Genomic DNA, 23,480 nt, shown 5'->3' on the forward strand with positions numbered 1-23,480 from the left:
CACTGTCTATCTGCTCTACGTGCTGGTTGTAGAGTTCTTGAATCTGTGAGAAACCGGTATGGCAAAACTTGTTCATATTGCGGCAAATTTACGAATTTCTTTGCTCCAGTGAGGGATGGTATATAATAAATTTACAGCTTCTTCGGGAGTTTGTGCCACGTGCCAGATATTTCCGTGTTCTTTTCGCATGAAGTTCTGGGAAATAGCTTGTTGAAGCATTTCTAACAGCGGGTTATAAAATCCGTTGGTATTCAGTATGACGATGGGTTTCAGGTATAGTCCAAGCTGTTTCCAGGTAATGATTTCCAGTAGCTCTTCCAGTGTACCGCATCCCCCGGGCAGGGCAATCACTCCGTCGGACAAATCGGCCATAAGTTGTTTGCGTTCGTGCATGCTTTCCGTCTCTATCAGTCGGGTCAGTCCTTTGTGGTGCCAGCCTTGTTCCACCATGAACCGGGGAATGACACCGGTTACGGTTCCTCCGGCAGCAAGAGCTGCGTCACTGATGCGGCACATCAGTCCCAGGCATCCGGCTCCGTTAATAAGGTTGATATGTTTTTGTGCAAGAATTTTTCCAAGTTCTTCGGCTGCTTCGAAATAAATAGGATCTATTTTGGTGCTGGAAGCACTGTATACGCATATATTTTTGATATCGTTCATGGTCTTTTTTAGTTTTTGCAAAGATAGGTAAAGGTGAGTGCAATGTCAAGCCAAAAGCTTGCTTTTGAGCGTAAGTATTGCCGAACCGCATCCTATCTTCGAGGATTCAAAGATAGGTAAAGGTAAGTGCATAGCCAAAACGTTATGCCAACAAAAAGGGCCTGACCATCTTCTGATGTATCAAGCCCTCTGTATGGTTAGTGGAAGGTTTCGGCTTATTTCAGTCCGAAAGCTTCTTTCACTTTGTCTACATAATCCAGTTTCTCCCAGGTGAAGAGTTCTACTTCCACGTCTTTGTTGCCTTCGTAAGCCGATTCGAAATGTTTGGTAACGATTTGCGGTTCGCGGCCCATGTGTCCGTAAGCAGCAGTTTCACTATAAATCGGATTGCGCAGTTTCAAGCGTTCTTCAATGGCACGCGGACGCATATCGAAGATTTCATCCACTTTCTTAGCGATTTTTCCGTCGGTCAGAGCTACATTGCTACGTCCGTAAGTATTTACGTAGATATTGATTGGACGTGCCACTCCGATGGCGTATGAAACCTGTACCAATACTTCGTCTGCTACTCCGGCAGCTACCAGGTTCTTGGCAATGTGGCGTGCAGCGTATGCAGCACTACGGTCTACCTTGCTGGGGTCTTTTCCTGAGAAAGCACCTCCTCCGTGAGCTCCGGCACCACCGTAAGTGTCTACAATAATCTTACGGCCAGTCAGTCCGGTATCACCGTGAGGACCACCAATCACGAACTTACCTGTCGGGTTTACGTGGTATTTAATCTGGTCGTTGAACAAAGCCAGTACCTGCGGGTTGTGGATTTCTGCAATGACACGCGGCATCAAGATTTCAATTACGTCCTTGCGAATCTGTGCCAGCATTTCCTCGTCAGCCTTTAATTGAGCTTCTTTTGAGTCATTTTCCGGCTGGATAAATTCATCGTGCTGGGTAGATACTACGATGGTATCAATACGTACCGGACGACGGTTGTCATCATATTCAATAGTTACCTGGCTCTTAGAGTCCGGACGAAGGTAAGTCATCACCTTTCCTTCACGACGGATGTCAGCCAATACCATCAGCAGCTTGTGTGCTAGGTCGAGCGACAGCGGCATGTAGTTTTCTGTTTCGTTGGTAGCATAACCGAACATCATACCCTGGTCGCCTGCTCCCTGATTCATCGGGTCTTCGCGTTCTACTCCACGGTTGATGTCAGGACTCTGTTCGTGAATGGCAGAGAATACACCGCATGAATTACCTTCGAACATGTATTCGCTCTTGGTATAGCCTATCTTATTAATTACCTCGCGTGCTACGCGCTGCAAATCAATATACGCTTTGGTTTTCACTTCTCCTGCCAGTACCACCTGTCCGGTAGTTACCAGAGTTTCGCAAGCTACTTTTGAACTGGGGTCGTAAGCCAACAGTTTGTCAAGCACAGCGTCCGAAATTTGATCGGCCACTTTGTCGGGGTGTCCTTCAGACACCGATTCGGATGTGAATAAGTATCCCATTGTTGTGGTAAATTAAAATTGTTAATGGTTTGTTTTTATCCGTGTACGGACAGAGTAGAGAAGTAATCTTCGGGGAAATAACAATGTGTTTTAGCATTTTTTTCCGTGGTTGCAAGCTACTCAAATCTTTCCACTTTTTATTTTCGCTGCAAAGATAGTGATATAAATTGGAATAATTACAATTTCAGTTTCTTTTTAACATAGCTTTATGCTACTTGCCTGTTGCCAAATTATTCCTGATATAGTTCGGACAATGTTTTTTGCCGGGTGGGGTGGATTACGTTTCCTGCAATTTCGATTAGGGGGTTCATCACAAAATCTCTTTCCGTCATCAATGGATGAGGAATTGTAAGCTCAGGTGTCTGGAGCACGAGAGTGTCGTATAAAAGAATATCAATATCAATGAGTCGGTCGCTGTAGCTCCCGTTGACTGATTTCTTTGTCCTTCCCAGCTCTTTCTCTATTTCCTGCGTGATGTGCAGTATCTCAATAGGAGGGAGGTTGGTTTCCAGTCCTATTGCTGCATTGAGGAAACTGTGGTCTGATTCAAATCCCCAAGGGGCTGTTTCATAAAAAGAGGATAGGGAAACTTGCTTCCCTATCCTTTCCTGTAGTTTATAGATGGCGGTACGTAAATTAGCTTCTTTATCGCCAAGGTTTGTACCTAATCCCAGATAAACTGTTGCCATAGAGTGATGGTTTATTTATCCAGAATCAGCATGGCATCACCGTAAGTACCAAAACGGTAATCTTCTTTCAGTGCGATGTTGTAAGCATCCATGATCAGTTCATATCCTCCGTAAGCACATACAAGCATCAGCATGGTAGAAAGCGGCATGTGGAAATTGCTTACCATAGCGTTGGCTACTGAAAAGTCGTAAGGAGGGAAAATAAATTTATTGGTCCATCCTTCGAACTCTTTCAAATGGCCGTCTGTACCCACAGCTGTTTCAATGGCACGCATCACGGTAGTACCAATGGCACATACCTTGTTGCCTCTGTCTTTGGCTTCGTTGACGATGCGGCAGGCTTCTGCGTTGACGAACATCTGTTCCGAATCCATTTTATGCTTGGTCAAATCTTCCACGTCGATGTCGCGGAAGTTGCCCAATCCGGCGTGCATGGTAATGAAGGAGAAATCAATACCTTTGATTTCCATACGTTTCATAAGCTCACGGCTGAAGTGGAGACCGGCTGCCGGCACGGTAACGGCTCCTTCATTTTTGGCGTAGATAGTCTGGAAACGTTCTTCGTCTTCCGGTTCTGCCGGACGATGGATGAAAGGAGGCAATGGAGGTTCTCCCAAGGCATACAAAGCCTTCTTGAATTCATCATGAGGACCGTCGTACAAAAAGCGGAGTGTACGTCCGCGAGAAGTCGTATTGTCAATTACTTCGGCCACCATGGAGTCATCGTCGCCGAAATACAACTTGTTACCGATACGGATTTTACGGGCAGGGTCTACCAGCACATCCCACAAGCGCAGTTCTTCGTTCAACTCACGGAGCAGGAATACTTCAATGCGGGCACCCGTTTTTTCCTTGTTACCATACAAACGAGCAGGAAAGACTTTGGTATCGTTAAAGATAAACACGTCTTTGTCGTCGAAATAGTTCAGTATATCCTTGAAATTGACATGTTCAATTTCTCCGGTTGACTTGTGAATTACCATCAGGCGGGATTCATCTCTGTATTTAGCCGGATAAAGAGCGATTTTTTCTTCCGGCAATTTGAATTTGAATTGTGACAGTTTCATCTTCTTCCTTTCTTTCCTTAATCGTTTATAACTTCTATTTCTTGCTGGTCGAGCCAGGCTTCAAAATCTTCCACTTTCATGCAGTCTTCCAACTTTACTTCTCCTACCCGTGTACGTATCAGACCGGTCAGGTGGGCACCACTTTGCAGTGCCTGGCCAATGTCTCTGGCCAATGCCCGTATGTAAGTACCCTTGCTGCAGACTACCCGTATTTTAATTTCCGGCAGGTTGTATTCCAGCAACTCGATTTCATCGATGACCAGAATCTTGGGTTTCAGTTCTACTTCATCTCCTTTTCTTGCCAGGTCGTATGCACGCTTACCGTCAACTTTGCATGCGGAAAATGCCGGTGGTACCTGTTCAATGGTGCCGACAAACTTTTTTAATGTCTCCTCGACCATTTCTTTGGTGATATGGTCGGTAGGGTAAGTTGCGTCAATCTCCTTTTCCAGGTCGAAAGAGGGAGTGGTTGCTCCCAGCTGGAGAGTGGCAATGTACTCTTTCGTATGATACTGGAACTCCTCAATACGCTTTGTAGCCTTTCCGGTACAGATAATCATCACTCCAGTGGCCAGCGGATCGAGCGTGCCAGCATGTCCTACTTTTATTTTCTTTACTCCTAATTTGCGACTGATGTGGTATCGTATCTTATTCACTACGGCAAAAGAGGTCCATCGCAGTGGCTTGTCAAAATATAATACTTCTCCTTCTTTGAAATTCATTAAGCCAATTCTAAATTATATCCTAAAAAAGACATGATTAGTATGATGCTTCCTACAATGATACGGTACCAGCCAAAAGCTACAAATCCATATTTTGTCACAAAGCTGATGAAAAATTTGATAGCCAGCAATGCTACGATGAAGGCTACGACATTACCCACAATTAAAGTTGTCAGATTCGTCGATATGATTTCCGTTCCTCCATCCATGAATAATTTGGCCATTTTATACACTGTAGCTGCAAACATGGTGGGCACAGCCAGAAAAAAAGAGAATTCTGCTGCTTTCTTTCGGGTAAGTTTTTGTGCCATACCTCCTACAATTGTCGCCATGGAGCGTGATACTCCCGGTATCATAGAAATACATTGGAATAATCCTATAAAAAAGGATCTTTTTTCTGTCAAAACAGTTTTTTCGCTTCCGTTGCCGAAAATTTTGTCACAGAATAGCATAAATATACCTCCTGCTATTAACATGACAGCTACTACAGTTACGCTTTCCAGCATCGCATCTATCATGTCACTGAAAAGAAGTCCCAATACAGCGGCAGGGATAAAAGCAACTAATAGCTTCCAGTAAAAGTCATATTTGTGAAGGAAACGCTTCACTGGAGTACAATTTTCTGGCATGGGGGTATGGTTGAGATGGAAAAAGTTTTTCCAGTATAAACATACCACCGACAGGATTGCACCAAACTGGATAATAAATGTAAAAGCCTTGACAAAATCCGTACTTTCTACCCCTAAAATATGCTGGGTAATAATCATGTGGCCTGTAGATGACACAGGAAGAAACTCGGTAAGTCCTTCTACAATGGCAATTACAATCGTTTGAAATAAGCTTAAATCTCCTTCCATTACAGTCTTTCCTCTTCTTTTGTAGTTATTTCTTTATCTTTCGGTTTTCTCAGGATACCATAAATCATGAAAATGAATCCCAAAAAGCAAACAACGGGAGCCACTTTGATGCGGCGTACACTGAAAATATCCGGTTCAAAGGCTGTTTCAGTAGAGCCGGGTCCGCTCATTAACAGGAATCCGATGATAATGACTATCATACCTATGGCAAGCAGTATGAAGTTGGTTTTATCAAAAGCAAAACTTTTTTTGTCCATAATGAATTTTGTCTATTTAGTTTGAACATTAAAGGCGATATAAATCTCCGGCTTTCATCTTCAAATATTTGTTGATGGAGATGTAGGCACACAAGGTGGCAATGAGGATGCCCGAGATGAAAACAGCCCCCATTACACAAAGCATTACTTCGGGAGTAATGAGTTCCAGCAGTCCCGGCTCATAGTTGACAAGCATGTAAGACAGGCTGATGAGCAGGGCATTGGCCATGGCCGCCGCAAGAATGCCTATCCAGACATTTCTGACAATGAACGGTCGCCGGATGAATGACCAGCTTGCACCTACCAGCTTCATGGTGTGAATCAGAAAACGTTTGGAGTAAATGGTCAGTCGTATGGTATTGTTGATCAATGCAAATGAAATGAGGGTGAGCAAAGCAGCCAGCCCTAACAGGAACATGCTGATTTTGCGTATGTTCTGGTTGATGGTATCAATCAGGTCCTGCGGATAATTTACTTCAATGACTTTTTTATTGTCCAGCAGTTTTTCCTGAATCCAGCTCAGGCTGTCAGAATTGGCGTATGCTGCATTGAGCTTGATTTCGATGGAAGCCGTAAACGGATTATAGCCTAAGAATTCAGCCGGATCTGTTCCCATGGCTTCTGTCTGTTCTTTCAGAGCCTGTGCTTTCGATATGTAGGTGGCCTGCTTCACAAAAGGCTCTTCTTCCAGCTGCTTTTGGAAGCGGATGGCTTCTGCTTCTTTCATGTCGTCGTTGAGAAGAACGGAAAAGTTGATATTCTCGCGTACGTATACAGAAAGATTGTTGGCGGTCATGACAAAAAAGACCACCATACCCAACAACAGCAGTACCAGCATTGTACTGATGCAGGAGGTAATGAATTGCATATCGAAAAGGCTGCCCGACTTCTGACTCATAATTTCTTATTTTTTTCTGAATACATAAATCATGGAACTGCTCCGGTCTTTCTTGGCCAGTGAAACAATCCATGCTTCCGCTCCGGTAATCAGGCCTTTTATGAACGGGAAAGCACTTTTCCGGTACTTCTCGCTCAGCATAGATACGTAAAACGCATCAAAAGGCATCGGATGCCGTTCGCAGAGAATAAAGTCGTGTTTGGCTCCAAACTGCTGCATGACAGAGGGACTGAAATGCCACAAGTGTCGGGGAACATCGTAGGCACCCCACATTTCTTTGTATTTTTCGGCATCGAATGAAGTAGGGTTGGGCACAGCTATAATGAGTATGCCCTGGTCTTTCAGAATACGTTTCAGTGTCTCCCAGGTTTCATTCAAATGTTCCAGATGTTCCATGACATGCCACAACGTGATGACATCGAACGACTTGTCGGCAAACTCATTGAGAGCTTCCGGAGCTGCCACGTCCAGTTCAAAATGCTCTTTGGCAAACTGGCGGGCCTGAGGGCTTTTTTCGATGGCAGAAACGTGCCATCCTCTTTCCTGCATGAAATGCGGAAAGTAGCCTGTGCCGGTACCGATGTCCAGCAGGCTGCCCTGGCTTAATCGGGAGTTATGCTTGACAAGGCGTGCTTTACGGGCAAGCATCACGCGACGCACCCAGTGATATACACGGTTCATCAACCCTTTGTGCGTATCGCTGTGTGAAATATAATCTGGAGTTTCGTAGTAGCGTCCTATTTCTGCTTCAACCGGAACAGGATGAGTGAACTGGAAACCGCAGTCTTTGCAACGACAAATCTGAAAGGACTCACCGGAAGCATAGTGGTCTGTACATGTCATTACCTCTTCAAAGTGGTTTCCTCCACAAAGTGGACATTTATCTATTTTCAGTATATTCACTTTATTCCCTAATTTGCTGCAAAATAACAAATAAAAAGCCTATGGCATGATTTTCTTTAAAAGTTTTTAAGAGTATAGAATGCTTTATGTATGTTTTTTGTAACTTAGCCCCGAATAATGAATATTTGCCAATAGATTATGGAGAAAAAAAGATTGACACGGTCAAACAATCGTATGATAGGTGGGGTTTGTGCTGGGATAGCCGATTATTTTGAATGGGATATTACTTTGGTGCGTATTATTTACGTACTGGCTACATTTTTTACAGCTTTTTCCGGTGGACTGGTTTATCTGATTCTTTGGCTGATCATGCCGGAAGCCAGGAGAGAATAATTAAAAAACAGGCTTGTATCAATAGGCATACGGGCTGTAAGTATTTAGGTTTTCCTCGCGCGAAACATACGTTTTGCGGAGCGGAAACCTATGTTTCGCACGCCGGAAACGTAGGTTTCTGCCTTGTGAAACGTAAAAAACCTGCAAGCATCCTGAAAAAGATGTCTGCAGGTTTTTTATATTGTCTTCTCAGAGCTATTTCTGGGAGAGTTATTCGGTTACTTCTGTGCCTTTCAGAGTAGCAGAGCTTGATTCCGTGATTTTTACTTTTACAAAATCACCGATGCGGTGGTTGCCACGGTCAAAGACTACTACTTTGTTTTGTTCCGTACGACCGAACAGCTGTTCTTTAGAGCGTTTGGATACGCCTTCTGCCAATACTTCGAAAGTTTTTCCTACATCTTTGGCATTGCTTTCGGCAGAAAGCTGGTTCTGCAGTTCAATCATTTCATTCAGTCGGCGGATTTTGATTTCTTCGGGCACGTCGTCTGGAAGGTGTTTGGAAGCGTATGTACCCGGACGTTCAGAATATTTGAACATGAAAGCCGAGTCGTACGCACATTCGCGCATCAGCGACAAAGACATCTGATGGTCTTCTTCTGTTTCAGAATGGAAGCCCGAGAAAATATCGGTACTGAGTCCGCAGTCGGGGATGATTCTCCGGATAGCGGCTACTCTTTCCAGATACCATTCGCGGGTATATTTACGGTTCATCAGTTTCAGGATGCGTGAGCTTCCGCTCTGTACGGGCAGGTGGATGTGCTTGCATACATTGGGCACTTCTGCAATGACATGAAGCGTTTCGTCACTCATGTCTTTGGGGTGTGAAGTGGTGAAACGTACGCGCATGTCGGGCACCGCTTCGGCCACGATACGGAGCAGCATAGGAAAGGTTACTGTTTGGCCGTCTTTTTCAAAACGGTATGAGTTGACGTTCTGTCCCAACAGGGTTACTTCCTTATAGCCTTTTCGTTGCAGGTCGCGTACTTCGTTCAGGATACTTTCCACGTCACGGCTGCGTTCACGTCCGCGTGTATAAGGCACAATACAGTAATGGCAGAAATTGTTACATCCTCGCATGATGGAAACGAATCCTGAAATATGGTTTCCGCAAATACGTGAAGGAATTACGTCACGGTAAGTTTCCGTAGTAGAAAGTTCCACATTGATGGCTTTTTCTCCTGCTTCTACGGCTGCAATCAGGTCGGGTAAGGTCAGGTAGGCATCCGGACCGGCTACTAAGTCTACATGATGTTTTTCAATCAGTTCGTTTTTCACTCGTTCGGCCATACATCCCAATACGCCCACAATCAGGTGTTTCCGCTTTTTGCGCAAAGAATGGAAAAACTCCAGTCGGTTCAGAATTTTCTGTTCCGCATTGTCGCGGATGGAGCAGGTGTTCATGAACACGGCATCGGCCTCCTCTAAAGTGTCACAAGGAGAATATCCGGCCATTTGCATGATAGATGCAATTACTTCACTGTCTGCCACATTCATCTGGCATCCGTAGGTCTCGATAAATAATTTCTTGCTTTCGTTTTCAGTTGCAGATTTAAAGTCTGCTCCTGTAGCTTCTTTTGTCATAAGGTTTTCTATATTAAAAATTTGCTTGCAAAGATATCTGTTTCTTGGTTAACTTCCATAAAAAGGATGGGAGATATAGATTTTATTCGTATCTTTGAAGAAAACCTTAACACTTAATATTTATGGATGTAATTCAAATTCTTGTTTTTTTAGGTATAATTGGCTGGGGACTTTTTCAGGCCAGGACCCAGAAACAGAAGAAGCCGAAGCGTGTAAAGACCGTAAGACAGGCACCTCCGGCAGCATCTTTTTCTGTGGAAGAGGAGGTTCCTGAAGAGGTGATTCTGGCTCCTGTACCCGAAGCAAGGAAGAAACGGAGATATACTTCTGCCCAACCTTCCACTCCGAAAGAACAAGCATTGAATGTACCGAAAAAAGAGGAGCAGAAGCCTGATATAGCTTTTCGTAATGCAGCAGATGCAAGGAGGGCTTTTATCTATTCCGAGATTTTTCGCCGTAAATATGACTGATTGACTAACTTTTTTAATACTAACATAAAAAACACTTGATACTATGAGCTTTAACTTTATTACGGCAGCCGAAGCTGCCAGCTATATTAAGGATGGAGACATTGTTGGACTGAGTGGCTTCACCCCTGCCGGAAGTCCGAAGGCTGTGACTGCAGAGTTAGCGAAAATAGCAGAAGAAAAACACGCAAGGGGAGAATCTTTTCAGATTGGCTTGATTACAGGAGCTTCGACGGGAGATTCTTGTGACGGGATGCTGACACGTGCACATGCCATTAAGTTCCGTGCTCCTTATACTACCAATGCGGACTTCCGGAAGGCTGTGAATAACGGCGAAATCAATTATACAGACATTCATCTGTCACAGGTAGCTCAGCGTTTGCGTTCCGGCTTCTTGGGACATGTAAGTGTGGCTATCATAGAAGCTTGTGAAATTACGGAAGACGGACGTATTTACCTGACTGCGGGAGTGGGTATTACGCCGACCATTGCACGACTGGCTGATAAAGTCATTGTGGAATTGAATGCCGCACACAGTAAAAGCCTGATAGGCATGCACGATTTGTATGAAATGGAACGTCCTCCTTATCGTCGTCCGATTCCTATCGTGCGTCCGAGCGACCGCATTGGCCTTCCTTATATTCAGGTAGACCCTTCCAAGATTGCTGGCGTGGTAGAAACCAATATGCCGGATGAGGCGCGTGGTTTCCATGAATCTGACCCCGTGACAGATAAAATCGGTCAGAATGTGGCTGAGTTCTTGGCTTCGGACATGCGCAGGGGAATTATTCCTTCTACCTTCCTTCCCTTGCAGTCGGGAGTAGGAAATATTGCCAATGCCGTGCTGAGTGCGTTGGGCAAGGACCCCAGCATTCCTCCTTTTGAAATGTATACTGAAGTAATTCAGAATTCGGTAATAAAACTGGTGAAAGAAGGCAGAATCAAGTTTGGTAGTACCTGTTCTTTGAGTGTGACGAATGACTGTCTGCAAGATATTTATGACAATATGGACTTTTTCCGTCATAAACTGGTGCTGCGTCCTTCTGAAATTTCCAACTGTCCGGAAGTAGTTCGCCGTATTGGAGTGATTTCAATGAATACCGCTATTGAAGCAGATATTTATGGTAATGTCAATTCCACTCATATTTGCGGAACCAAGATGATGAACGGTATCGGAGGTTCTGGCGACTTTACCCGCAGTGCCTATATTTCTATTTTCTCTTGCCCTTCGACGGCCAAAGGAGGTTGCATCAGCTCTATCGTACCGATGGTATCTCATCTGGACCACAGCGAGCATTCAGTCAATGTCATTATCACTGAACAGGGTATAGCCGACTTGCGTGGAAAGAGCCCGATGGAACGTGCGGAAGCGGTTATTGAAAACTGTGCACATCCTGATTACAAGCAACTGCTTTGGGATTATCTGAAGATTTCTACGAAAGGACAGACTTGCCACAGCTTATCTGCTGCATTGGGTATGCATCAGGTGTTTATCAATAAAGGTGACATGCGTCTGACAGACTGGGCTGAGTTTCAGAAGTAAAGAAGTAAAAATAGTATCTTATAAAAATGCCCCGCACTACCAATTCAGCGCGGGGCATTGATTTTATCTGTAAATGCTTATTTCAGATAGTCTTTCAGGTCGCAGTTCTGGAGTGAACGGATACCTTCTACCACTGATTCTGCATTCAATACAGCACCTTCCTGCGTATTGTGTACAGAGTCGGCATAGTAAGCGGCAGTCTTTTCTTTTCCCATGGCCTCAAATTTCTTGGCAGTCAGGTCGTTCAAGTCGATAAAGCTTACACCTTCCTGTTCTGCCACTTCTTTTGACCATTTGCCGTAAGTCTTGTCACAACGGTTCATGCGGTTGTCAGTCCAGCGATTACCCGGAGTGTGTGACATTACGATGACTTTGGCGCCTTTAACTTTTGCCTGGCGGATATACATACGGATGTAGTGGCCGAAACTGTATACTTCTTCTGTGCTTCCGTCTTTTTCCATGACTACTTTTTTAGAGTCATCTCCAGTACCAGGCAGAGAAGCGCGTGCACGTCCGGTATTCATCGGGCCACCGTCATTGTGTCCGAAATCAATCAATACATAATCACCCGGTTTGATGGCAGGAAGTACACGGTTCCAAAGACCTTCCGTGAAATAAGTACGGCTGCTTCTTCCTCCTAATGCACAGTTTTCAATGCTGATGCGAGTAGTGTCAAAATAGTTTTGTAGGTAGCTTCCCCATCCCCATTTGTTATCTTCTCCGTTGCCGGCTCCACATTTTACGGTAGAGTCTCCAATCAGGAAAGCGACAGGACTCTTTTCGTTGATACGGCTTACTCCTGCTACAAATTCACGTGGATTTCCCGGCTCAGAATAGAAGAAGATAGGTTCTTTCGTCTGCTGTTCTGTAGGATAGAAATGTACGGCGCTGTCGTTCATACGTGGATGCTGGTGCTTCAGTAAATTGAGCATTTCGGCTCCGGCCCAGATGACAGGACCATATCCATGGGCTGCATATACATTTACCGGGCGGTAGTAATAGAATGCCGGATCATATCCCATACCGGTTCCTACACAGGTCATTTCTACCTGTCCTTGGGCATTGATAGCAGAAGATACGGCATGCCATCCCAGTTGCACTACCGGACCGTATGCCATGGCGTCAATCCATCCTTTATTGATGGCATGTGCCATACAGTATACGTAGAGGGCGGTAGCAGAAGATTCCAGGTAAGAATCATTGCGGTCGAGTAACTGGTGCCAGAAACCGTCTTTGCTTTGACAGGCAGCCAGTCCGCGAACGTGTGCCTGCAACAGGTTGATAATCTTATCGCGTCCGGGATAGTTGGCCGGAAGTACATCCAGCACTTCACACATGGTAAGAATAGCCCATCCGTTGGCACGTCCCCAATGGAAAGCCGGATGATCTTTCATACCTTCTACCCATCCATGACGGAACAAGCCTTTTTCCGGCACGAACATGCGCTCTGCAAACTGCAGTACTTGGCGTACGGCTTCCTGATAATATTTGTCATTGTGGTCGGATGCATAGCGTCCCATCAAAGCAACAGAGGGGATGCCCATGAACATGTCGTCCAGCCACAATGTGTTGTGGTAAGGACGGTTACGGGCAAATGTGCCGTCGGCCAGACGATGCTCTTTGTACATGATGAAATGGAAGTAATTGTCAATCATGTCCTGCAATTTCAGGCTTTTGTCTTTCATCTGTGCTTTCATCATTGCCGCACATACGGCTCCTGCATCATCCAAGGCGTGAGGAGTCAGAATCTGAAGCATCTGTGCATCGGTTGTACCGTATTTTTCATATACTTTCTTAAAGTAAGGAGCTACTTCCGATAAGAATTTGAAACGGTCGTATACATATTTTTTGTAGGCTTCGTCACCCGTAGCTTCTGCGGCAGCCAGCATGGCCGAATAAGTAACCCCCCATTCATAACTGGCCAGACGGAAAGTTCCTCTTTCCAATTGTGCATTGGTATCCATGTTCGCATAGTCGGTAATGACTTTTCCGTTGCGTTTGTCAACCACTCTGGTCGGTGTGTTACTTTCCAGGTATCTCAAGACACGGTCCATGTCTTTTTTGATGTCTTCTGCTGATACAATACCATATCCTACCTGATAATCAGGCTGCAAAAGATGAAGTGGAGTATTGGAGTCATTGATGACTTCCTTTTTCTTTTGTGCATGGGCACTAAGACCGGCAGAAAGAGCCGCCAGCAGTGCGAAGTTTAAGACGAGTTTATTCATATAACTAATTTTAAATGTAAGCGTAATGGGTTATTTGAATGTATATCCTCTGAAAGTGCCTTTCAGTTCCGGCCCGATATAGAAACCAGGCTGGGTGGGTTGGTTGTAAGCCACGTTCTGTGTAGCAATGCTGATTCTATATACAGGGTCTTCCAGGAAAGTATGGAAGCGGTATTCGGTAGGAATTGTAGTTACATACAAGCGGAGAGACTTATTGTCGTCCGTACGAACCAGCACTTCTTCTCTCCAATCACCGATAAGATCGCCCTGAAGTGAAGGGTTAGATTTCGTGCCGTTGTTAAATGCGCATCCTTCTAATGTGAAGATAGTGTCGCAGCGTTTGTTTTTCCAGTCGTATTTGCTTACTTTTCCTTTGTCAAGCAGTTCACGAAGCAGGTCGCCATCCCACCATACTGCCATGTTGTAAGACAATCCGGGAACTTTTTCTGCCACCACTTCTCCTTTGATGTTACGAATACCTCCTGAGGCTAGTGACCACATTTCTACACCGGGACTTGTCGGGTCAATTTCGGCAGCCATACAACGTCCTACATCGGTCTTGTCGGGATATTGAAGTAATACTTTTCCGGTTTTTGCATCGCGGAATGAAGAACCGTCTTTCCGGTTTTCATGGCAGGCCCATACTTGCAGACTGGCTGAAGCCGGATCAAATTGTGTGAGATGCATGGCGTCTCCGTGTCCCATTCCTGTGGAATAAAGTCCTTTCCCGTCGTGGTCGAATGTGCAGGAACCATATACGATTTCATCGCATCCGTCCTGATCGACGTCTCCTACACGGAGGTTATGGTTGCCTTGTCCGGCATATTTCTCACATCCCGGGTTGTTGCTATCGAATACCCAGCGATTTTTCAGTTCTTTTCCGTTCCAGTCGAATGCAGCCAGCACGGTACGTGTATAATATCCACGGCACATGACTACGCTAGGATGAACTCCGTCCAGGTAAGCAACGCATGCCAGAAAACGGTCACTACGGTTGGCACGCTCGTCTCCCCAGCCTTTCAAATCGCCACGTAATGGAATATAGTCAATGGTTTGCATGGCCTCGCCTGTCAGTCCATTGAAGACAGTCAGGTATTCATTTCCTGTCAATATACGTCCCTGGTTGCGAAGAGGATCGGTAGGCTTTCCTTTGCTTCGTGGGTCGTTCGGAGAGAAATCTCCTCCTTTGGGCTGGTTCGGATCTCCCGGTTCGCGATAATCGGCTGTGGCATCTCCAATTACTTTTCCTTTTCCATCTATGGTACCGTCGGAAGTTTTCATTACAATTTCAGCCTTTCCGTCTCCATCCAGGTCATATACCATGAATTGAGTGTAGTGAGCGCCGGCACGTATATTCTTTCCCATATCGATGCGCCATAGTTTTTCTCCGGTCAGGCGGTAGCAGTCGAAGTATACGTTTCCTGTGTAGCCATCGTGTGCATTGTCGTGTGCGTTTGATGGGTCCCATTTCAGGATAATTTCATAATTTCCATCTCCATCTACATCACCGATGGAAGCATCGTTGGGGCTGTAGCTGTATTTTTCTCCAGCAGGTGTGACACCGTCTGCAGGTCTGTCCAGTGGAATGTCAATGTATCCTGAAGGAGCATTTCCCGGAAGGGTATAGCTCCCTTCATTTGAAGTTTCTTTTCCATTGACCACAGGTTTTACCGTATAGACCACTTTCTGGTTTCCTGAATAATTGTCTGTATAAAAAGTTCCTGTTCCAGCTGGAACTTGTGCAATCTTTTTTCCGTTCCGGTAAACATTGAATGCGGTTTCCATCGGGTCGGAAGAAAAATATCTCCATGAAACGGCTACTTTTTGTGCGTTCTCTCTGACGGCGACAACTCCTCTTCCGAGTTTTTCTCGCTGTAGTTTACTGAAATCATAATTCGTTTGTGCGGAGCTGAGTACTCCTAGGCTGCAGGCAGCTAATGCCATGAGCCATTTCCTTTGTGTCTTCATTTTATGTGATATTTGATTATTGATTTATTGTGATTGAAACATCTTCTCCATTCTCCCGAATATCTGTAAAGCGAATGTTTTCTACATCTTTGGTTACGAATAAAGGACGTCCATCCGGTTTCTCATAATAGAAATTGATATGATGAAACGAAATATTCTTAGCATGTGAAATGTAGAATCCTTTTGCTGGGATAGTACCGAACATCCATGGTTCAGGATATACCTTTTCTTGTTCTGGAAGCTCTCTTTTTCCATCCTCTTTTGTATATCCTCCTTTATAATACAAGTGAATATGGTCGAAGGTAACATCTTCTATAATCCCATTAGGGATACCGCTGATAATGGAAGAATAACGGGAATCTACATCGTATGCATTAATGTGACTGATACGGATGCGCTTCATACTTCCGGCTGGAGTTCCTTCGGGGCTTCGCATACGGGCCCCCAGACGGAGAAAGATGCTGGCATTGACAATGTGTCGCATGGTGATATGGCTGATTTCGATGTCTTCCAGATGTCCTCCGTCTACTGTTTCCAAAGCCAGTCCCCTGCAATGTTCGAAAATGCAGTTGGTTACGGTGATATTCTTAAATCCTCCACTAGATTCTGTACCCAGTTTGATACGTCCTGTACGGTAGCCATGGTCCGGTGCCTGAGGCTCATCCAGTTCCCAAGTACCGCAGAGCATACTTCCACGGTCGTATCCGCTGACAAAGCAGTCAGAAATCGTTACATTTTCCGTATCTTTAAAGTATCCTAATGCATAAGATGATTTTAGTACAATAGCATCATCCCATGGAGTGTTGACACTGCATCGGCTGATACGTACATTTTTGCAACAGTCTATGTCAAATCCGTCACGGTTGGTATCTACTTTCAGATTGTTGAGGGTCAAGTTGTCTACTCCAGTAGCCAGTAGAGTGAAGTGACCGCAGCGGAACATGGACAGATCTTTCAGTGTAACATTCTTGCATTCTTTCAGACTGATGGCTTTATTGCCTACTCCGTCGCGTCGGCTTTCTTCGCGTGTCAATCCTTTTCCGTCAATATTTCCTGGACCACTGATTGTAATATCTTGCAGGTTAATTCCCCAGATAAGGGAATTTTTCCAGTGGCTGTGTCCGAAATCCTGGAAGCTGTTATGAGGATTAGGCTCTGCCTTGTCATATCCCTTTTCGGCTGTAGGGAAAGCGGCCACAACTGTAGCGCCTTGTTCCAGATACAGATGAATCTGGTTGGCAAGCCGGATAGAATAACAGGCATACTCTCCAGCGGGAATATATATTGTTCCACCTCCTTCGCGGGCAGCTTGCACGATAGCCTGGTTGATAGCCTCAGAATCAATGTGCTGTCCGTCGCCTACGGCTCCAAAATCTTTTACGTTATATATTTTTGCTTGCAGTATGTTTGTACAGAGGAACAAAATCCACAGGCAGATGATGATTGTCTTATTCATGGTTGCTGTTTTTCTTGGTAAAACAATTCAGGTAACATGTAGTCAGTATAGTCAGCCTTTGCATTTTGCTTGTATGCGCAGAAGTACACCTTCTCTCCTTTACGAATCAGGCAGGTTGCTGCTAATACGGGTGCATCCGTTTTTTTCCCGGATGTGAAAAGTGTCAGCGGAGTATCTTGTTTATGTCCGTCAGATAAACGAATGGAAGAAGCTGAAGGAACTATGAGATTGGTCACTTTTAATTGCATGACTTTCCCGTGGTAGATTGTAACCTGTGTACCTTCTATATTGAAAACGTTGTCTTTGCAATATTGAGGTTGAATACCTGATTCGGGAGCGATTGCGTCGCATCCTCCGAAAGCCCATCCCAACGTAATATCTTCTCTCTTATTTTCGATTTCCAGAATGAATCCTTTTGTATCACTGAGTGGATGGCAATCGATATGCAGCTGTGTCTGTTTCTCATCCAGCCATCGGCTTGAGTCGTTTTCAATAATGCCTAATCGGAGTGTGCCTACTCCATCGGGCATAGAGAAAGAAAGTACTTTATTTTGTGCAGAAATACCTTCTAAAATGCCCCATAAAAAAAATCCAGTCACAAATGATTTCAGTGAATTCATAGTTCTTGATAAAATGTTGTCCTTGTTTCAGCAAAGTTACGCATCTTGAATTGAAAGGAGCATGGATTATTATACATGTTCCTCGATTATCATACACTTTCCTGAAAAAAATGAACTATCATACAAGTTGATTGCGATTTCCTTCTACCTTTGCAAGGGTAATACATTTCAAAACTAATACTTGAATACAATGAAAAAACGTTTGCTTGCAATGGTATGCGGCTGTCTGTTCTGTGGGGGGATTTTTGCCCAGCATACCTGGTTTAATGACAAAGACTTGACATTGACAGGAGCTTATTATTATCCGGAGCACTGGGAGGAAAGTCAATGGGAACGCGATTTAAAACAAATGCATGAACTAGGATTTGAATTTACCCATTTTGCAGAGTTTGCCTGGGCACAGCTGGAGCCTCAGGAAGGAGTGTATGATTTTTCTTGGCTGGACCGGGCGGTTGCGTTGGCGGCCAAATATGATTTGAAGGTCGTGATGTGTACTTCCACCGCTACTCCTCCTGTGTGGTTAAGCCGTAAATATCCGGAGATTTTGCTGAAGTCTGAAGATGGCACTGTGCAAGATCACGGGGCACGTCAGCATGCTTCTTTTGCGTCTCCTGTTTACCGGAAATTGGCCTATCGTATGATTGAAGAACTGGCCCGCCATTATGGAAATGACTCGCGTATCATTGGCTGGCAGCTGGATAATGAGCCTGCTGTACAATTTGACTATAATCAGGCAGCAGAAGAAGCTTTCCGGGAATTCTTGAAAGAGAAATATCATCACAATATTCAGGAACTAAACGCAGCCTGGGGAACAGCTTTCTGGAGTGAAGTCTATTCTCAGTTTGAGGAAATCACCTTGCCTAAAACTGCCCAAATGTTTATGAATCATCATCAGATTCTGGATTATCGTCGGTTTGCAGCTAAGCAGACTAATGATTTTTTGAATGAGCAATGCAGATTAATCAAGAAATATGCCAAGAATCAGTGGGTGACTACCAATTATATTCCAGATTATGACAAAGGACATATTGGAGGTAGCAAGGACCTGGATTTTGTCAGCTATACCCGTTATATGGTATATGGTGACAATGAAGGTATCGGTCGTAGAGGGTATCGTGTGGGAAATCCTTTACGTATTGCCATGGCAAATGACTTTTTCCGTCCGGTAAATGGTACTTACGGGGTAATGGAGTTGCAGCCGGGACAGGTAAACTGGGGAAGTATCAATCCTCAACCCTTGCCGGGTGCTGTCCGTTTGTGGCTATGGAGTGTATTTGCCGGAGGTTCTGATTTTATCTGTACGTATCGCTATCGTCAGCCTTTGTATGGAACTGAGCAGTATCATTATGGTATTGTGGGTACAGATGGTGTGACAGTGACACCTGGTGGACGAGAGTATGAACAGTTCATGAAAGAAATCCGTTCTTTGAGAAAAGATTATCGTCCGAAGGAAGATAAACCGGAAACCTATCTGAAACGGAAGACTGCTATTTTGTGGAATCCGGAAAACTATTGGAGTATTGACCGTCAGAAACAGAATGCAACATGGAATACCTTTGCTCATGTAGATAAATATTATCGTACACTTAAGTCGTATGCAGCTCCTGTAGATTTTATTTCTGAAGAGAAAGATTTCTCACAATATCCGGTGATGATAGTTCCGGCATATCAGTTGGCTGATAAAGAACTGGTAGCAAGGTGGAAAAAATATGTGGAAGAAGGAGGAAACTTGGTACTGACTTGCCGTACCGCACAGAAAGACCGTTTCGGACGTTTGCCAGAGGCTCCTTTTGGTTCAATGATTGATGAGTTGACTGGGAATCACATGGAGTTTTATGACTTGTTGTTGCCTCAAGATCCAGGACAAGTAAAGATGGATGGAAAAGTCTATACCTGGAATACTTGGGGAGAGATTCTGCAACCCGGTGCTTCCAATGAGGTTTGGGCTACTTACACGAATGAGTTTTATGAAGGAAAACCTGCGGTTACTTTCCGTAAATTAGGAAAGGGGTCTGTGACTTATATCGGAGTAGACAGTTCAGACGGGGCTTTGGAGCGTCAGGTTTTGGATAAGTTGTATAGTCGTTTGCAAATCGAAGTAATGAATCTACCTTACGGCGTAACAATGGAATATCGTAACGGATTAGGTATAGTGCTAAACTATAGTGACCAGCCTTATCAGTTTGCACTTCCTCAAGGAGCAAAAGTGTTGATTGGTACTCCTAATATTGCTACAGCCGGTGTATTGGTCTTCAAGTTTTAGAAGAGAGAAAATATAGGATGTAAAAAACGGCTTTAAATGATGTTCTCCTGTCATTTAAAGCCGTTTTTATTATCTATTGATGTGGTTTACTGCGGAATTACCTCCTGCATATAAATCGCATCCAGGCTCCATAATGCAGCATCGTTGGTGCTGATTGTCTTACATTCATCCATAGCTGCCGGGACTTCCGGGGGAAGCACTTTTTCTATCTTGAATTCCGGTGCCGGAGTATGTTCCAGTTTGCTCCATAAATCTTTCCAGGCCTCTGCGGCTGTTTTCGGGTCATATAGATGAGACGCTGCGTATGCCATCAGTCTGCAAACCCGGAAACGGTTACGTGTTATTTCGAGTGATTTCTGTTTGTAATCGCGTGCATGTTCCAGCCATACTTTGTTGAATTCCGGGACCTGAATCATTTCCTGCATTTCATTCATTATTTCAAAGCCTCCCATGATAGTCATCAGGTGATTGGTATTCTGTCTATTGGGATCGCCCTCATAACTGATTACTCCGGTTGCCGGGTCATATCCTAAGGCCATATTTCCAGTGAACAATCCATTTTTCAGGGCTGCAATACTCTTCATGCCTGTGATGATCTTGTCTCGGTACTTCGTGTTCTGTGTACGTTCCCATTCAGTCATCCAGTTGCCTGCATAGGCCAGCCAGTCGGGGCCGATGCGTAATCGGGCAGGTGCGCTGCATGGGAACTGGCTCTTTGGCTCAGCCAAACGCATCGGGTCGAGTGTATACAGCTTCTGGTCTGCATCGGTTACTTCTTTCATTAAGTCGCCGGCTCTTTCGTCTGTAGTCAGGTAATAATAAAAACGATTCCAGGCGGCCTGACTGATACGAGCTTCTTTTGCACCGCATCCCCAGTGGCTGACGTTGTGACGGCTTCCTAAACCTGCATTGGGACCGATGTGATATACATCCACTTCTGCCGTATGACGTGTGATGGCTTCTGCCATTTTCCAGATGTCCTGCCTTCCTGTACGCAGGAAATTATACCACAGCCACATGTTGGATGCTAGTTCGGTGTTATCCCACGCATATCCGCCTACATCGTATCTCCAAGAGTGGCGTATCGGATCGTAAGCATGCATTAAGTCACCATAGTTCCAAAAGCCATACCATTTATGTTGGGCAATGGCGTTTTGATATAAATCGATATAAGCATTCAGACGGTCTTCTACTTTGCTGCGCTGCGGATTACTTCGATCAGGCAATGACCAGATGCCAAAAGCCCGGCAGGCATGGAGATATTCCGGTGTACACATCAGCGAAGCTGCTTCTGATAGAATCTGTGCCGTTTCTGCAATGCCGGCTTTACCCGGATAAGCAGCTTGTGGAACAACGGTCAGCGTGTGTGTGCGAGCAATACCATAGGGGGTACTCATTCCTTCCTGTACGTCTTCATAGCTGGCTATCAGGTCGTGTGCTACCTTGTCATAGTGTCTTAAATCCATAGCTTCTGACTCCGGACTCCATAACCAGACAATCAGTGAAGCCTCCTGACTGCGTGCATGTTGTACTTCCAGGGTAGAAGGATAGGCCTGCCAGAAATCCTGTAAGGCAACTCCCATTCCTCCGCTGACATCACCGGCAAAAGCATATCCTCCGGCTTGTGTGCCTGTAAATGTACCAATCCAGGGACTGTCTTCTGTAGCCCGTTTGCGGATGCTGAAAGAATTGTCTGTAAGTTGAGAGAGACGGAAATTATCCCATGCAGCCCAATTGTCAATTAAACTTCTGTTTTTTGCATCAAAACGCTGGTATTCAGGGATGCGTTTGCCTTCCATCTGTTGCTTTTGCCAGCTTTGGTCTTTGTCGAGTGTCAGAATTCTTCTTCCCACCAGCGGTTTAACCGGTTCGCTCCATACACCTCCGTCGGCACAGGCGAAGGCTACATGACGGTTATATAAATCCTCTCTCATTGGAACCTGGAATCGTACTCCTAATGAGCGGATAAAATCTTTGTTTTGGTCTCCATCGTAGATGAAAGAGTGTACCACCTTGATTTGTTCGTTTCCTGCGTAAAAATACATTCGCAGAGTGAATGGAAGCCATTCACGTCCGTCTTTTCCCTGCTGTACACCTTCCAGTTTGATGGTAGTACGTATCTTTCCTTGCTGTTCAATTACGGCTTTTTTGATGTGGCTATTGAATGACTGATAATGAATCTCAGTGGCATCTTCTCGTGATGGAGAATCTTGTGTGCTGGCAATCAAATCCGCCTTTCCACCCACTTTCACATTTCCATACAGAAGACTGTCGAGAATACAAGTTCCAGATTTAGGAATAAAAGCAGTAATTTTTCCAGTGGCTATAGTCAGTTGGTCTTCGGATTCTGTAACATGAATTTCTTCTGTATGGGTTGTTTTTTTCTTTTTAGAAGAAGGTATTATTTTTACCGAGCGGGTATTACCCGGAATAACAGCAGCCATACCGGCCCATTTTACAGATCCATCGGGCCAGTATGCTGTGGTCCATGTGTCGGCCTCCACTAATTCTCCGTTTTCAGTTTGTACACACAAGGGGGTACCTGATTTTACTTTACCTTGTTTGAACGGAACTCCAAAACTGATGGGGCGTGCTTGTTCTGGAACCTTTCCAATCCAGTGTAAAGGAGCTTCAGTAGCTTTTTCTTTTTCAATGGAGTATTTGAAATTAGTAATACGGGTTCGGGACAATGTGGTACGGAAACCGAACCAGCCGGAAGTCAACGGTGACGGGTCATAAAAGTCGACAAGTAATTTCCCATCGATGTAATAGCGTACTCTGTTGTCTGTATTTTGAATCTTAATGTGATACCATTTATTTGCTGTCAACAGATTATCTTGGTCTTTATATTCTTTCAAAATGGCAGGACGTACCTTTTCATCTGTTACCGCGGCTTCATTGCCGTCATAACGGCGGAAACGAGTGGTAGAATTGTAGTTACCTCCATATCCCAGATAATACAGCTGAAGGCTGTAGCAGTTTACGAAAACTCCGTTTCGCCAGTTCATGCGTTTCCAGATGTCAGAAGCTTTCGGGTCGGAAGCCATCCAGAAGCAGTTTAAGTCGCTTAGTCTGTCACCTGGTTTCCCTTCTACTGCCACACAGGCATCGTATTCAATGGTTACGTTGCCCGACATTTTTTCTTTTCTCCATAAAGTCAGTCCTTTAGGAGATAAAATTTCACAGGTATCTCCTGAAAAGGAAACTTTATAGTCAGGAGATTCGGATTCTACCTTCCAGTATTTGCTGAAATGGCTTTTGTCCAGTCCGGATGTTGTTCCGGATTGTGCATTCATTGTAAAAGGACTACATATCAAGAGTCCTATTAACCACAGTTTCTTCATAGTCTTATTGGAAAAATATTTATTTTACAAAGTACGGGAAAGCTGCTCTTTTCAGGGATGGAAGATTGTACATGTTGCTGTAAATTTGTACAAAAAAAGAGGTGTTCCTC

At 44.6% G+C, this 23,480-nt stretch carries 19 protein-coding genes and 1 pseudogene; 4 read left to right on the forward strand and 16 right to left on the reverse strand.

All coding sequences use genetic code 11. The features are described 5' to 3' along the window. Window positions 1-72: 72 nt before the first annotated feature. The 9 genes from DXD04_RS00160 to DXD04_RS00200 all read right to left on the reverse strand — a co-directional run bounded on the left by DXD04_RS00160 (window position 73) and on the right by DXD04_RS00200 (window position 7,564). Window positions 73-660, reverse strand: coding sequence for an LOG family protein (locus DXD04_RS00160; RefSeq protein WP_117669929.1), 588 nt, complete (start codon window positions 658-660; stop codon window positions 73-75). Window positions 661-875: 215 nt separating this feature from the next. After that, a complete protein-coding gene (gene metK / locus DXD04_RS00165) occupies window positions 876-2,171 on the reverse strand; it encodes a methionine adenosyltransferase (protein WP_117669931.1) in 1,296 nt (431 codons plus the stop codon). 230 nt (window positions 2,172-2,401) lie between these two features. After that, complete coding sequence (gene folK / locus DXD04_RS00170; RefSeq protein WP_117669933.1) at window positions 2,402-2,860, reverse strand: 2-amino-4-hydroxy-6-hydroxymethyldihydropteridine diphosphokinase; 459 nt, start codon at window positions 2,858-2,860, stop codon at window positions 2,402-2,404. Window positions 2,861-2,871: 11 nt separating this feature from the next. After that, window positions 2,872-3,927 (reverse strand): tRNA preQ1(34) S-adenosylmethionine ribosyltransferase-isomerase QueA, encoded by a 1,056-nt coding sequence (gene queA, locus DXD04_RS00175; RefSeq protein ID WP_007559583.1) that lies wholly within the window; start codon window positions 3,925-3,927, stop codon window positions 2,872-2,874. A 17-nt stretch (window positions 3,928-3,944) separates the two neighbouring features. After that, on the reverse strand, window positions 3,945-4,649 hold the full coding sequence (gene truB / locus DXD04_RS00180) for a tRNA pseudouridine(55) synthase TruB (RefSeq protein ID WP_117669935.1): 705 nt from the start codon (window positions 4,647-4,649) through the stop codon (window positions 3,945-3,947). Then, window positions 4,649-5,506, reverse strand: coding sequence for an undecaprenyl-diphosphate phosphatase (locus DXD04_RS00185; protein WP_117669937.1), 858 nt, complete (start codon window positions 5,504-5,506; stop codon window positions 4,649-4,651). The genes truB and DXD04_RS00185 overlap by 1 nt, the downstream gene beginning before the upstream one ends. Further along, on the reverse strand, window positions 5,506-5,763 hold the full coding sequence (locus DXD04_RS00190; RefSeq protein WP_178269771.1) for a DUF3098 domain-containing protein: 258 nt from the start codon (window positions 5,761-5,763) through the stop codon (window positions 5,506-5,508). Before DXD04_RS00190 ends, DXD04_RS00185 begins: the two co-directional genes overlap by 1 nt. Before the next feature lie 28 nt (window positions 5,764-5,791). Next, a complete protein-coding gene (locus tag DXD04_RS00195) occupies window positions 5,792-6,661 on the reverse strand; it encodes a cell division protein FtsX (protein WP_022052918.1) in 870 nt (289 codons plus the stop codon). 6 nt (window positions 6,662-6,667) lie between these two features. Beyond that, on the reverse strand, window positions 6,668-7,564 hold the full coding sequence (locus tag DXD04_RS00200) for a class I SAM-dependent methyltransferase (RefSeq protein ID WP_117669941.1): 897 nt from the start codon (window positions 7,562-7,564) through the stop codon (window positions 6,668-6,670). A 138-nt stretch (window positions 7,565-7,702) separates the two neighbouring features. Between DXD04_RS00200 and DXD04_RS00205 the strand changes: the two genes are divergently transcribed. After that, window positions 7,703-7,897, forward strand: a complete 195-nt coding sequence (locus tag DXD04_RS00205) for a PspC domain-containing protein (protein WP_117669943.1) — start codon at window positions 7,703-7,705, stop codon at window positions 7,895-7,897. A 210-nt stretch (window positions 7,898-8,107) separates the two neighbouring features. Here DXD04_RS00205 and miaB read toward each other — a convergent pair whose 3' ends face one another. Then, window positions 8,108-9,481: a tRNA (N6-isopentenyl adenosine(37)-C2)-methylthiotransferase MiaB gene (gene miaB / locus DXD04_RS00210; RefSeq protein WP_117669945.1), complete on the reverse strand. Its 1,374-nt coding sequence runs from the start codon at window positions 9,479-9,481 to the stop codon at window positions 8,108-8,110. Between the two features lie 122 nt (window positions 9,482-9,603). Between miaB and DXD04_RS00215 the strand changes: the two genes are divergently transcribed. After that, the gene (locus DXD04_RS00215) at window positions 9,604-9,951 is read left to right on the forward strand and encodes a hypothetical protein (RefSeq protein WP_117669947.1); all 348 of its coding nucleotides are present in this window, start codon (window positions 9,604-9,606) and stop codon (window positions 9,949-9,951) included. Window positions 9,952-9,994: 43 nt separating this feature from the next. Continuing rightward, entirely contained in the window at window positions 9,995-11,491 is a 1,497-nt protein-coding gene (locus DXD04_RS00220) for a butyryl-CoA:acetate CoA transferase (RefSeq protein ID WP_117669949.1), read from the forward strand. A 77-nt stretch (window positions 11,492-11,568) separates the two neighbouring features. Here DXD04_RS00220 and DXD04_RS16805 read toward each other — a convergent pair whose 3' ends face one another. The 5 genes and pseudogenes from DXD04_RS16805 to DXD04_RS00240 form a co-directional block, all read right to left on the reverse strand. Further along, the gene (locus DXD04_RS16805) at window positions 11,569-12,336 is read right to left on the reverse strand and encodes a rhamnogalacturonan acetylesterase (RefSeq protein WP_259299488.1); all 768 of its coding nucleotides are present in this window, start codon (window positions 12,334-12,336) and stop codon (window positions 11,569-11,571) included. Next, window positions 12,331-13,719 (reverse strand): annotated as a pseudogene (locus DXD04_RS16810) (glycoside hydrolase family 88/105 protein); the annotation flags it as partial. The gene DXD04_RS16805 and the pseudogene DXD04_RS16810, both read right to left, overlap by 6 nt. 30 nt (window positions 13,720-13,749) lie before the next feature. Next, window positions 13,750-15,687 (reverse strand): rhamnogalacturonan lyase, encoded by a 1,938-nt coding sequence (locus DXD04_RS00230; protein ID WP_117669953.1) that lies wholly within the window; start codon window positions 15,685-15,687, stop codon window positions 13,750-13,752. A gap of 16 nt (window positions 15,688-15,703) precedes the next feature. Next, the gene (locus tag DXD04_RS00235) at window positions 15,704-17,143 is read right to left on the reverse strand and encodes a rhamnogalacturonidase (RefSeq protein WP_117669955.1); all 1,440 of its coding nucleotides are present in this window, start codon (window positions 17,141-17,143) and stop codon (window positions 15,704-15,706) included. Then, window positions 17,140-17,763: a DUF4450 domain-containing protein gene (locus tag DXD04_RS00240; protein WP_117669957.1), complete on the reverse strand. Its 624-nt coding sequence runs from the start codon at window positions 17,761-17,763 to the stop codon at window positions 17,140-17,142. The genes DXD04_RS00235 and DXD04_RS00240 overlap by 4 nt, the downstream gene beginning before the upstream one ends. A 211-nt stretch (window positions 17,764-17,974) precedes the next feature. On the opposite strand from DXD04_RS00240, the gene DXD04_RS00245 reads away from it, so the two are divergent. Then, entirely contained in the window at window positions 17,975-20,026 is a 2,052-nt protein-coding gene (locus DXD04_RS00245) for a beta-galactosidase (protein ID WP_409034788.1), read from the forward strand. Between the two features lie 86 nt (window positions 20,027-20,112). Here the strand turns inward: DXD04_RS00245 and DXD04_RS00250 are convergent, their stop codons facing one another. Then, window positions 20,113-23,370, reverse strand: a complete 3,258-nt coding sequence (locus tag DXD04_RS00250) for an exo-rhamnogalacturonan lyase family protein (protein WP_117669959.1) — start codon at window positions 23,368-23,370, stop codon at window positions 20,113-20,115. Window positions 23,371-23,480 lie beyond the last annotated feature (110 nt).

Source organism: Phocaeicola plebeius, from assembly GCF_003437535.1.
GTDB lineage: Bacteria > Bacteroidota > Bacteroidia > Bacteroidales > Bacteroidaceae > Phocaeicola > Phocaeicola plebeius_A.